Source organism: Fuerstiella marisgermanici, from assembly GCF_001983935.1.
Classification (GTDB): domain Bacteria; phylum Planctomycetota; class Planctomycetia; order Planctomycetales; family Planctomycetaceae; genus Fuerstiella; species Fuerstiella marisgermanici.
On record NZ_CP017641.1, the window covers coordinates 5,168,774 to 5,180,465 of the forward strand.

Genomic DNA, 11,692 nt, shown 5'->3' on the forward strand with positions numbered 1-11,692 from the left:
CCGCGAAAAAGCCAAGTGTCCTGCCGTCCGTTCACGTCTGCCGATTGGGCCAGCCTGACATCGCTTCTGAGCGGCTCACATGACAACCGGCCGCGAGTGAGTACGATATTCCCTAACCGGTCGCGATCGAACTTCGTTCTGCGCCTCTCCCTCGATCTTCCAGCCGCTCGCCTGTTCTCACCCACCGGATCAAGCCATGCCTTCTTCAAGCACTCGCCGAAATTTTCTCGCGACGACAACCGCTGCCACCGGGATGCTGGCCGGATTTCCACTCAGTGCAGCCGCGACCGCTCAGGACAAGCCGCGTGCGAAGGTGGAACGCGCAGGCGTTGGAGCGATCGGGCTAAGGTATCAGGGCAGTGTCATTGCGAATAAAGCCGCGATGTATGGTGACATCGTGGCCGTCTGCGATGTGGACAAGAACGTCCGCGATCCGGTTAAGTCCGCGTTTGGAAGCACGCCGCGAGACTTCGAAAATTATCAGGACCTGCTGGCTCGCAAAGACGTCGACATCGTCACGATTGGAGCCCCCGATCACTGGCACACCAAAATGGTGATCGACGCCTGTCGCGCAGGGAAAGACGTTTACTGTGAAAAGCCGCTTACCTTGACGATCGACGAAGGCAAAGTCCTGCGTGATGTCGTGCAGGAAACCGGACGCGTCGTGCAGGTCGGATCGTGGCAACGCAGCGACCATCGCTTTCGACAGGCTGTCGAAATGGTGCGCCAGGGCCGCATCGGAAAGCTTCAGAAGGTCGATATCGTACTCGGCAAAAATGTCACGGGTGGTCCGTTCGAAAAGCGGCGGGTGCCGCTAAACTTCAACTGGAACTTATGGCAGGGACAAACGCCCGACACGCCGTATCTTGCAGAACGCGGTCATTACACGTTTCGCTGGTGGTACGAATATTCAGGCGGCCAAATGACAGACTGGGGAGCTCACCACCTCGACATCGCTCAGTGGGCCATCAACAGCTATCCGGTGGAAATTTCAGGTACGGCGGTCTATCCCAACGTGCCGGACGGGTACAACGTCGCGATCGATTTTAGTGCGACATATAAGTACGAAAACGGCGTGGTCATGACGGTCAGTGATACCGGTCGCAACGGCATCATGTTCACTGGCGACGAAGGTCGGATTTTCGTGAATCGTGGATCACTGCAGGGAAAACCGGTCGAAGACCTGAAGTCCACGCCGCTGACGCGCGACGACTGGACGGTCTACGATTTCGACAATCTGCAGCGGCCGGAACGAGCGGGCAAGCTGGAAGCAATCATCAATCACATGGGCAACTTCTTCGACTGTGTCCAGTCGCGAAACACGCCTGTGTCTGATGTGGAAAGCCAGCATCGCAGTGTGAGTACCTGCCATCTGGGAAACATCGCGATGAAGGTAGGCCGCACTCTGAAATGGGATCCCAAAACAGAAACGTTCCCTCATGACGCCGACGCGAACACACACTTGAAACGTAATCAACGGGACGGGTTTGAAACCGCCTGAGTCCCCCCCGAACGCCTTCCACGTTATGACCGATCAATTCATTTTCCAAAGCCACAGCGAATCAGACACTCAGCAACTGGGTGAACGCATTGGCCGCGCGATCGCAACCGGGCTTACGATCGCACTCGACGGACAGCTTGGAGCAGGCAAGACCAACCTTGTGCGTTCGATTTGCCGAGGGCTGGATGCTGACGCCGATCTGGTGAACAGTCCAACTTTTGTGCTGATGCAAACTTACGCCGACGGCCGCCTCCCCGTGTTTCATTTCGATGCCTACCGACTGGGCGACGTCGACGAATTTTTGGCAATCGGCGCGGAAGAATATCTTCACGATGACGGCATTGTTTGTCTCATTGAATGGGCCGACATCGTTCGCGAAGTCCTGCCTTCAGATCACCTGGCAATCCGAATCCGTCACACGGGTGAAACGTCGCGGGAATTCGCGATGTCAGGCAGTGGTGCGGCAAGCCGTGCGGTTGTTGAAGCAATCGCTAAAGGCTGAGAGCGGCGCATGAAAAAAGGGACCGAAGTTTCCTTCGATCCCTTGTGCAAGTTTTGTCGATTAGCCAGTTGGGCCGCTGTCGACTGCAGGCGCTTTGACTCGCTTTCGAACGTCTGTTTCCAGAACGCCGAAAGCCTGCTCGTGCCTTTGCAGAGCCATTGACAATGCGCTCCAAAGGCGCTTGGCGGTGAAGTGATTCAGAATGATTCGCTGATTCACGTTCACGTCCACTTTACCAGTGGCATACGGTGTGGGATTAAGTCCCAGGTCCAGAATCAATTCTTCTGGAGTACTTGAGACTCGGCAGAAGTTTGCGTATCCGGCATTGGCCGAACTGTCGTTAACTACGACTTCCTGCGTTTGCTGGGCCTGAGCTGCTGCCGGATCGGCGGCCGGTGCAGATGTTTCTGCGGGCTTGTCACCTGACTTCTCTTCGTCGCTCACTTTTTTTCTCCTAACCTTTTTCATTTCTTTCGCCTTGCGTCCAAATTCGTATGGGCGTCACCTAATTACGCGGAAAGACGCGAATACCCCGGCGTTATAACAGCCATGAAACTGAACAACAACGAGTGCCCGCTACTGTTTTGTAGACGGGCCAACGTTTCCACGCACCCCTGTGGGAACAGGAAGGTACGGCAGTCTGGGGCCGGTGCCACCCGAATGCCAGCCGCATTCTGCAGACTTCCAACTCAACAACACGGCTACGTCCACCTGTAGCGAAGGTACCGAAACGTGGTGTTTCACGCTGACGAAAGCCCGCCTTTAGGCATCACGATCTGTACAAAGGCACAGTAAACGAGCGCCGCGTTAGCTGATTTCCAGCTGTCGTCCAACATCGACGAACGCGGACACGGCCTTTTCCAGATCTGCGCGACTGTGAGCCGCCGACATTTGCGTGCGAATTCGGGCTTCACCTTTGGGGACCACCGGAAACGAAAAGCCGACCACGTACACGCCTCGCTTAAGCAGTTCGTCAGACATTTTCGTGGCCAACGCCGCATCGCCGATCATCACCGGAATGATGGGGTGTTCGCCGGGTAGAATTCGAAACCCGGCGTCTGTCATAGCCGCTCGAAACCAGGCCGTGTTTTCGCGGAGTTGGCTGCGCAGGTTGCCGGATTCGTTCAACAACTCAAGCGTTCGCAGCGTTGCGGCGGCAATCGGTGGAGCCAGCGTGTTAGAAAACAAATACGGTCGCGAACGCTGTCTCAACAGGTCCACAATTGGCTGCCGCGCAGCCGTGTAGCCTCCACTGGCCCCACCGAGCGCTTTTCCCAGCGTGCCGGTGATGATGTCGATGCGGTCCATGACGCCAAAGTGCTCGTGCGTGCCTCGGCCATTTTCCCCCGTGAAGCCCACAGCATGAGAATCGTCGACCATCACGCTGGCATCGTACTTGTCCGCCAGATCACAGATCGCCGGCAGGTTGGCAAGGTAACCGTCCATCGAAAACACGCCGTCCGCAGCAATCAGCCGGTGCCGCAACGATGACGCCTGCTTTAGTTGTTCTTCCAGGTCGGCCATATCGTTGTTGCGATAGCGAAACCGCTTCGCTTTGCACAACCGCACGCCGTCGATGATGCTCGCATGATTCAACTGGTCTGAAATCACGGCATCTTCCGGCCCCAGCAACGTTTCGAAAAGCCCGCCATTGGCGTCGAAGCATGAGCTATAAAGAATCGTGTCGTCCATGCCCAAAAACTGACTGAGCGCCGATTCCAGGTGCTGGTGGACCGTTTGAGTTCCGCAGATGAACCTGACGGACGCCATACCATAACCCCACCGGTCGAGGGCTTCATGAGCGGCCTTGAGAATCTCCGGATGATCGGCCAGGCCCAGATAGTTATTGGCGCAGAGATTCAGCACCGTGGAATCATCTGCCAGCCGGATATCAGCACTCTGCGGCGAGTCGATCGTGCGTTCCGACTTGAACAATCCCTGGGATTGAATGTCGGTCAGTTGTTCAGCGATGTGATCTAGAAAGTCGGACATCGTGAGCTTTCTTGTTTGGGAATATCAGAGTCCTGCGGGGCCACCAACCATGCAAAAAAAAACGATGGCCCCGAAAGGCCATCGTAGAAGAATTTCGGACGTCAGGAAACCGGACGTTAGAACTCGCCCAGCACCTCACCGTCGGCTCGTTCACCCAGATGCCGGAACGTATCGTAGTCCACGTTCTCGCTTAGAAAGTGCACCGAACCATCACACAGGACAAACTGAACTCCACCAACATGTTGACTGCTGAAGTGGACGATGTGGTTTGTCTGGTTGGGATTTGAATGCATCTGCATCATTCCCATCGTTTGCCCCACATGCCCTAAAATCATTGAGCCTGAACCTTCAGTCATGCTTGCCATCATGCCGCTCATGCCGCCGGGTCGGGTGACTCCCGGTATGGCCGCGTACCACGTGCTGTTGGCCGCTACCGCTGGCATGCCTGTCTTGAATTTGTGTTCGTGCTTGCGTTCGCCCACGCAGATCGTGTTCGACGTGCCGTCAGTGATGTCACGCAATCGAATACTGCTGTTACGAAAGAAAACACCCGTGCCGCTTCCGGCATTCATCGTCACGCTGCCGTAACCCAGAATGCCCGGATAGTTTGAACTGGGCAGGCTGATGGTTGCCCCGGTCCCATCCACCACATCAAACTGTAGCGGTGCGGAATCGGAGGGGCACAGAAAAGCACTCAGCGTAGACGTGGCTGCGATGGCAAGGTTGTTCAGTTCAACGGCGTTGTTATTGGTGTCGATGGCCGCCGAAAGATTGCCGAGTTCCAGTTGCGGCAGAATGGCAAACGACCACGCATAACCTTGACCGGTTTCGGCCGTGACCGGATCTGACGCAGTGACATTCCGAGCCGTATAGCCCGGCGGAAATGTGTTGTAGATGTCGTGGTAGTTGTGCAGAGCCAACCCGATTTGCTTGAGGTTGTTTTTGCACTGAGTTCGCCGCGCGGCTTCGCGCGCCTGTTGCACGGCAGGCAGCAGCAAAGCAATCAGGATCGCAATAATCGCAATCACAACCAGAAGTTCGATTAACGTAAATCCAGGGCGCAGTTTGCGCGCAGATTTTGACATGAGAAAAGTTCCTGTTGGGAGATAGAGATCAGAAACCGAAGACGCACCTCAAGCTGTCGCACAGCTGGGCGTCTTCGGCAGGGTGAGAGTTCAACAGGAAGAACTCTTCGGCGGAGGAGTAGCCGGTGCGGAGCGTTCCGCGTTGCAGCATTCGTCGATGGTCAAGGAACTCTCAGGACGGGCATAAGTGCCCTGGACTCGGACACCGCGGACAACGGTGCGAGGTGCATGCAGGACCAGTGTCGCGCTGTATTCTCCGCAACCGCACGTGGAAATCATGCCCCAGTCTGGTGTCGGCTCACGCTGCTTTCGTGGACTGCTATCTTCAGAACAGCAACTCTTCGGTGCCCCCTTCCGACTGCAGCACGATGCCGGTGCCGAATTGACCCGTTCCGATTTTCCCGACTGACAGCAACTGTCCGCATCGCTCGAATCGCGCGACGATTCTGATGGCGGGGCCGTGGAACAGCAACACGTTCCGGAACGACGGGAATCTGCCGAACAACCGCATTCCCCCGCGCAGGAGCCACCGCTCAACAGCACTCGCCCTTCCGGGACAAGACTGGTGGTCAGCAGGAGCAGAGCCTGAATGAGGGCGAGCAGTTTCATGGAATGTCGCACGGCATGAGGCCGCGAATTCACGCCATTCTCCGTTCAAACGTTTTCGCAACGCGAAAAAGCCGGAGAGCCGTTAGAAAATCGGAATGCTGGGTCGGTTGTAACTCCATGCTATGCAGCACTTGCGTCAATGCAACATGCACACTCACAACCTCCGGCCACGGGTTCAGGATTCCCGTTTGTGCAAAGTCCCAGGCACCGAGCATCCACCCCGAAAGAGGCGGCGCAGTGCGAAAGAACTGATTGTCGTTGTAACAACTACAACGTTTTTGCAGTGTAGAATTTGCAATCGAGGTCACTCAGCCGAGCGGTCGCCTCGGTCCGCGATTCTACGACGAAAAACAAGCAATACACATAAGCTGTTTGTATAAAACAACTTAGACTCACTCCACCACTTCCCGAAGTGGCCAGCCGTTGCAGTTACCCGACGTTTGGCATCATCGTTGCAATGTCTATTGGGCAGAGAGAGACTGGTTCGGAGTGAGATCCTGAACCCACTGGCTGCCCTGAGAAAGCAGCCGCTGCCCCTGAGGCAGCCAAGCGATTGAGAGACAGTGGCTCGCCTGAGAAACGAGCCCGAGTCGAAGAGAGAGAGACGGGAGGTACGCTTTTCAGGCCTGAGAGACCTGAATGCCTCCAACCTGAAAAAGGCCATCGGATTCAAGGAATTCCGATCGGCCTTTTTTCATGCGCGCTGACGGCCTATGGTAGAATCAAATGACACTCACCGTTCATTCTGACCGAACGCCATCATGCCACGAAACACCGATCATCATTGCCGCCGATACCTGTCGCTAAACGGAACTCGCCGCGACATGTTGACCAAATGTGCCACCGGTTTCGGTGCGGTCGCATTGGCCGGATTGCTAAACGATGCCCAGGCGGCGCCCGACCGTTCGACAAATCCCTTCGCGCCAAAGGAAACTCACTTCGACGCGAAGGCCCGCAGCGTGATTTTCCTGTACATGGACGGCGGCGTGTCGCAGGTGGATTCCTTCGACCCCAAACCGCGGTTGGATGAGCAGGACGGGAAGCCGTTTCCAGTTAAGACCGAACCGACTCAGTTCAACAATATTGGCAACACATTGGCCAGCCCGTGGAAGTTTCAGCAATATGGCGAAAGCGGAATCCCCGTCAGCGATCTGTTTCCACACGTGGCCAAACATGTGGATGACCTCGCCGTCATTCGTTCGATGGTGTCGAACTTTCCAGAACACACCAACGCTAACTACTTTCTGCATACCGGACACGGCCAGCAGGGACGGCCGAGCATGGGGGCATGGTTCGGTTACGGCCTCGGTACCGAATGCCAGGACCTGCCGCATTACGTGATTCTGAATGGTGGCCTGATTCCGCCGGGCGGCCTCGACAACTTCGGAAGCGGTTTTCTGCCTGCCAGTTATCAGGGATCTGTCTTTGCGAATTCGAACCCGCCAGTCGCAGACATCAAACGCCGCGAAGCCAGCGATGCACTGCAGCGACGTAAGCTGGACCTGATTCGCACGCTCGACCAGAAAACACTGGAACGCTACCAGCACAACGACCAAATTGAATCGGCCATCGCAAATTATGAGCTCGCCGCGCGCATGCAAATGGCCGTACCGGAACTCACAAATTTGCAGAACGAAACTCAGGAAACTCAATCCGCGTACGGCATGCACGACGAGTTCAAGAACACTCAGACATTTGGCCGACAGTGCCTGATTGCTCGCCGTCTGGTCGAACGGGGAGTGCGGTTTATTCAGTTGACGTGCCCTGGCGGCAACGGCGATCGGTGGGACCAGCACAGCAATCTGAAGGACGGCCATACAAAGAATGCAAAGAGTGTCGACCAGCCCATTGCCGCATTACTGGCTGATCTCAAAGAGCGCGGCCTGCTGGATTCGACGCTGGTCGTGTTCACCGGTGAGTTCGGTCGCACGCCGTTCGCTCAGGGCAAAGACGGACGCGACCACAATCAGTATGGTTTTTCACTGTGGCTGGCCGGCGGCGGAGTCAAAGGCGGCACTGTGTACGGTGCGACGGACGAGTTCGGTTACAAAGCGGTCGAGAACAAGGTCGAAATTCACGACCTGCACGCGACCATGTTGCACCTTTGCGGAGTGGACCACGAACGCCAAACATACCGGTTTAGCGGTCGCGACATGCGGCTGACCGACGTCCACGGACACGTAGTCAAAGACGTGTTGGCCTGACGTTATTTGTCTTCGAATCCAGCTCTTAATGATTCTGGAATTCGTACCGGGCGATTGGCCGCGTAATCGAACACGACCAGGACTGATTTGCCAAATGCGACCACCGCCTGTTGGTTTTGACTGAACACCGCATGTTCAACATCGACGCTGGTGCGACCGATTCGTTCCGTACGCGAACCAATGTGCACGGTGTCCGGAAAGTGGAGCTGCCGCTTATAGTCGCAGTGGACTGATGCGAGAATAGGACCGATGCCGCCGGTCGCCATCGTCACCTCGGACGTCACCGAATCCAGCAAGTCAACTCGCGCGGATTCCAGCCAGCGAATATACACAACGTTATTCACGTGGCCGAACGCATCCATATCTCCCCACTGCACCGGAATCGTTGTGATCGTCCGGTATTCCCGTAGCGCTTCAGAAACGCCCGGCGGCAGGTTGTCCTGAACAGGCATCGCGACTACTCAACTACTGCTGTGTCGGCGACTTCTGAGCTTTCCTGAGCAGCCGCGCTGTAGGGACGCACTTTGACGAACCCGGAAATCCCCACGATGACGGCGGCCAGCAATAGCATGATGGCTGTCCACTTCTTCGACTGATCACGAAATTTCTGAGTGCCCGGTTTGTTACCAACGAGGGCCGATGCCAGGAAAAAGACAGCCAGAGCCAGCAGAATCTTTGTGCCGACAAGTGGGTGATAGAGCTTGTCGCCTTTGTGCTTGGGAATCATCAGCATGTAGTTGTACAGGCCGCTGATCAGAAACAGGGCGATCCCGCCGTGAACAAACTTCTTCCACCGTTCGCGGATTCGTCCGATCAGGTCTGTCGAATCGCCTTCCAGCGACGGCACGACGACCAGACGAAAAAACGCCGTCCCGCCGACTAATACAATTGCGGTTCCGATGTGTGCCCAGCGAGAGATGACGGCAAGAATCAGTTCAGGGTCCATGATTGTTCTCGTTACTTTCAAAGAAGTGTCAGCATTCGCCACAGATGTTAGCGCGACGTCACTATTTTGGCCAGTCAGCATCTTGCCTGCGGCTCGATTCCTGAAATGGCGCAGACCGGATATCAAAACCTGTGCTCGGTGACTGCAACGGCTACAATCAAGGCTGCCAAACTTACGACCTTCGCCGCTTCCATTGCTCCTGTTTAGGCACTTACCTGTGATTGCCGCTCAGATCATCGCCGCCAAACGCGACGGCCGTTCGTTGACCGACGACGAGATTGCCTTTTTTGTGCAAGGCTACGCCGACGAATCGATCCCTGACTATCAAATGTCGGCTCTGGCAATGGCCATCTTTCTCAACGGCATGGACGAACGCGAAACCGCATCGCTGACGGCGCAGATGCTCAATTCGGGAACGCAACTAAATTGGCCGGACGATGGCGTGCTTCGCGTCGACAAGCATTCGACGGGGGGCGTCGGCGACAAGGTCTCCCTTCCGCTGGCTCCGTTGCTGGCCTGCTGTGGATTCCAGGTACCCATGCTGTCCGGACGCGGACTTGGACCCACCGGCGGAACACTCGACAAACTGGAATCCATCCCCGGCTTTCGCACGGATTTGTCACTGTCGGAAATTACCACACTCACTCAGCAAGTCGGCTGCGTGATCACCGGAGCGTCCGCCGAACTGGCTCCAGCAGATCGTCGCCTTTACGCGCTTCGGGACGTTACCGCAACGGTGCAGTCCATTCCGTTGATCACCGCCAGTATTATGAGTAAGAAACTGGCGGAGTCGCTGGACGCCTTGGTGCTGGACGTGAAGTTCGGATCGGGGGCCTTTATGAAGACACGGGAACGAGCGACCATGTTGGCCGAATCGCTGGTGGCCACTGGTGAACGCATGGGCGTGAAGACGACCGCATTGCTGACGGACATGAACCAACCTCTGGGACGCATGTGCGGCAATGCCGTTGAGGTGCTCGAATCGATCGACGTACTGAAAGGTGAAGGACCTCCGGACGTGCGGGAGCTCACAATCGAGCTCGCTGCTGAGCTGCTGCTGACAACTCAGGCAAAATCCACAATGCAAGCCGCTCGGGAATTGGCGACTTCGGCTCTGGACAGCGGTGCCGCGTTCGAAAAATTCGAACAGATGGTGGCGGCTCAAGGTGGACAGCCGTCCGCCGCGCTAAAAGTAGCTGATGCGGCAGAAGTATCGGCGCAGCAAGCTGGCTTCGTGTCGGCGATCGATACGGAGCAACTGGGCATGGCCGTCATCGCGATGGGCGGCGGAAGGCAAAAGGTGTCGGACACGATCGATCATGCCGTCGGCCTGGAAATGCTGGTACGGATTGGGGACGAAGTACAGCCTGGGCAACCGTTGGTCCGTCTGTTTTGTCCCAGACCGGCCGCCCACGCCGACAACATTCGAAAAGCGATTTCAATTGGTGAGGAAGCCTATCGTCCCGATCTGATTGCCGAACGAATCACAGCTTAAATGCCGTCTGCAAAGCATGGTTGTGGTACAAATCCCGCTCGGATTCCGCTACTCCGACAGACTGCCAGAACCACCGCATTGCGCACAGACGTTCACCGCCGTGGCGAATCTCACTGCCTATATATCGCGTTAATGTCGGCAGTCCAGCAAAAGTTTTCCGAACGTGCAGGTCGAGTACCGTATCTGCTGGCTCACCTTGAATCTTGCAGATCGAAACCTTTACCTTGGGATGAAAGCAGGTATCCTAGGGGCGGCTCGGGGTGCGAGTACTCCAGCATCCTTCTTCCCCAGAACCTTTATTCGTTTGCCAGCGACCACTGGTTCTCCCTCTCCCATCCACGAAGTACTGATGTCATGTCTGTGACAGTGACTTGCACTGAATGCGACGCCGAATTCGAGGCCTCAGCAGCGAAGACCGGACAACCCGTTCCCTGTCCCGAATGTGACGCGGAAAACAAAGTGCCGCGCCGGCGTAGCAGCGAACGATCGGGCCGCCACGCGAGGCCCGGTGCCAGCGAAAAATCCGGGCGGCACTCGCGTCCACGAGGCAGTGAGCAGTCCGGTCGGCACCCGCGACCAGGCGAATCGGTTACCCGGCGTCCCGGCACTGAGGGTGGCGTATCAACGACGAAGGTCGCTTTAATCGGCGTCAGCGTGTTGGTGTTTGGCATCCTCGCGATGGTCACGGCGAAATTCGTGATGACGCCGGACATCGAATACCCGGAAGACAATGTGGCCGACAACCAACCGTCAAACGGCGATTCGACTGGCGACACTGCAAACGGCGCTGCAGATGGCAACGCGACCACGGTGGTCAGCGACAATGCAACCCAGCCCGAAAACGCAACGCAAACACCAGTAACGCCGGTCACGAATACTCAGACGACCAGCCCGTCCGGCGAGCCGATCGTCGACGCAACTGGCAGCGACCGAGCTCGCCAAATCATGGCGGCGATGACGGACGCGGCCGTTCACCGGAGTCAGTTCACTCAGGATGCACGAGGCGACATTGGCCGCGCCGTGGAAACTGGTGTGCGAGCGGCCCTGGAAGGTTGCAAGCTGACGTATCGAGCGGGGAACGCCGAACCTGTGATGAACATTCATCTGGACGTCCGTCAGCAGGGCGGCTCACAGAAGCTCTGGATGTCCGCTGAACTGCTGGCCAAACATGGCGACCAAACGGTGCGAGTCTGGGAGCGAAAAGGCAGCATCACAACCGTCGACGACAAGGCGCTGAAGTCAGGCGTTGTGCCAAGAATTGATCGCGATCTCAACCAGTTCTTCCGCAACCTCCGCGCCGAATTCATTGAAGCTCGCCAGCAAGCTCGAGCTGGTGTGTGACTCGATATGCACCGGCC

Annotated in this window: 10 protein-coding genes; 5 read left to right on the forward strand and 5 right to left on the reverse strand. The window is 56.6% G+C overall.

Annotated features, from left to right (window positions below):
* Window positions 1–196 precede the first annotated feature (196 nt).
* Window positions 197–1,501 (forward strand): Gfo/Idh/MocA family protein, encoded by a 1,305-nt coding sequence (locus tag Fuma_RS19275; RefSeq protein WP_077025560.1) that lies wholly within the window; start codon window positions 197–199, stop codon window positions 1,499–1,501.
* A gap of 25 nt (window positions 1,502–1,526) precedes the next feature.
* Window positions 1,527–2,003: a tRNA (adenosine(37)-N6)-threonylcarbamoyltransferase complex ATPase subunit type 1 TsaE gene (gene tsaE, locus Fuma_RS19280; protein WP_077025561.1), complete on the forward strand. Its 477-nt coding sequence runs from the start codon at window positions 1,527–1,529 to the stop codon at window positions 2,001–2,003.
* Window positions 2,004–2,063: 60 nt separating this feature from the next.
* Here tsaE and Fuma_RS19285 read toward each other — a convergent pair whose 3' ends face one another.
* The 3 genes from Fuma_RS19285 to Fuma_RS19295 form a co-directional block, all read right to left on the reverse strand.
* Window positions 2,064–2,447: a DUF3467 domain-containing protein gene (locus Fuma_RS19285; RefSeq protein ID WP_077028422.1), complete on the reverse strand. Its 384-nt coding sequence runs from the start codon at window positions 2,445–2,447 to the stop codon at window positions 2,064–2,066.
* Window positions 2,448–2,810: 363 nt separating this feature from the next.
* Window positions 2,811–3,995 (reverse strand): glycine C-acetyltransferase, encoded by a 1,185-nt coding sequence (locus tag Fuma_RS19290; RefSeq protein ID WP_077025562.1) that lies wholly within the window; start codon window positions 3,993–3,995, stop codon window positions 2,811–2,813.
* A 116-nt stretch (window positions 3,996–4,111) separates the two neighbouring features.
* On the reverse strand, window positions 4,112–5,080 hold the full coding sequence (locus Fuma_RS19295; protein WP_077025563.1) for a DUF1559 domain-containing protein: 969 nt from the start codon (window positions 5,078–5,080) through the stop codon (window positions 4,112–4,114).
* Between the two features lie 1,370 nt (window positions 5,081–6,450).
* On the opposite strand from Fuma_RS19295, the gene Fuma_RS19305 reads away from it, so the two are divergent.
* On the forward strand, window positions 6,451–7,893 hold the full coding sequence (locus Fuma_RS19305) for a DUF1501 domain-containing protein (protein WP_077025565.1): 1,443 nt from the start codon (window positions 6,451–6,453) through the stop codon (window positions 7,891–7,893).
* Between the two features lie 2 nt (window positions 7,894–7,895).
* Here the strand turns inward: Fuma_RS19305 and Fuma_RS19310 are convergent, their stop codons facing one another.
* Window positions 7,896–8,345: an acyl-CoA thioesterase gene (locus Fuma_RS19310; RefSeq protein WP_083732162.1), complete on the reverse strand. Its 450-nt coding sequence runs from the start codon at window positions 8,343–8,345 to the stop codon at window positions 7,896–7,898.
* A gap of 5 nt (window positions 8,346–8,350) precedes the next feature.
* Complete coding sequence (locus tag Fuma_RS19315) at window positions 8,351–8,839, reverse strand: hypothetical protein (RefSeq protein WP_077028424.1); 489 nt, start codon at window positions 8,837–8,839, stop codon at window positions 8,351–8,353.
* Window positions 8,840–9,056: 217 nt separating this feature from the next.
* On the opposite strand from Fuma_RS19315, the gene Fuma_RS19320 reads away from it, so the two are divergent.
* Both Fuma_RS19320 and Fuma_RS19325 read left to right on the forward strand, forming a co-directional pair.
* The gene (locus Fuma_RS19320; RefSeq protein WP_077025566.1) at window positions 9,057–10,334 is read left to right on the forward strand and encodes a thymidine phosphorylase; all 1,278 of its coding nucleotides are present in this window, start codon (window positions 9,057–9,059) and stop codon (window positions 10,332–10,334) included.
* Window positions 10,335–10,793: 459 nt separating this feature from the next.
* A complete protein-coding gene (locus tag Fuma_RS19325) occupies window positions 10,794–11,675 on the forward strand; it encodes a hypothetical protein (RefSeq protein WP_145944257.1) in 882 nt (293 codons plus the stop codon).
* The last annotated feature ends 17 nt before the right edge of the window (window positions 11,676–11,692 follow it).

Coding starts and splice junctions, on each gene's coding strand:
- Fuma_RS19275 (WP_077025560.1), top strand. CDS start 197: ATGCCTTCTTCAAGCACTCGCCGAAATTTTCTCGCGACGACAACCGCT.
- tsaE (WP_077025561.1), top strand. CDS start 1,527: ATGACCGATCAATTCATTTTCCAAAGCCACAGCGAATCAGACACTCAG.
- Fuma_RS19290 (WP_077025562.1), bottom strand. CDS start 3,995: ATGTCCGACTTTCTAGATCACATCGCTGAACAACTGACCGACATTCAA.
- Fuma_RS19295 (WP_077025563.1), bottom strand. CDS start 5,080: ATGTCAAAATCTGCGCGCAAACTGCGCCCTGGATTTACGTTAATCGAA.
- Fuma_RS19305 (WP_077025565.1), top strand. CDS start 6,451: ATGCCACGAAACACCGATCATCATTGCCGCCGATACCTGTCGCTAAAC.
- Fuma_RS19310 (WP_083732162.1), bottom strand. CDS start 8,345: ATGCCTGTTCAGGACAACCTGCCGCCGGGCGTTTCTGAAGCGCTACGG.
- Fuma_RS19315 (WP_077028424.1), bottom strand. CDS start 8,839: ATGGACCCTGAACTGATTCTTGCCGTCATCTCTCGCTGGGCACACATC.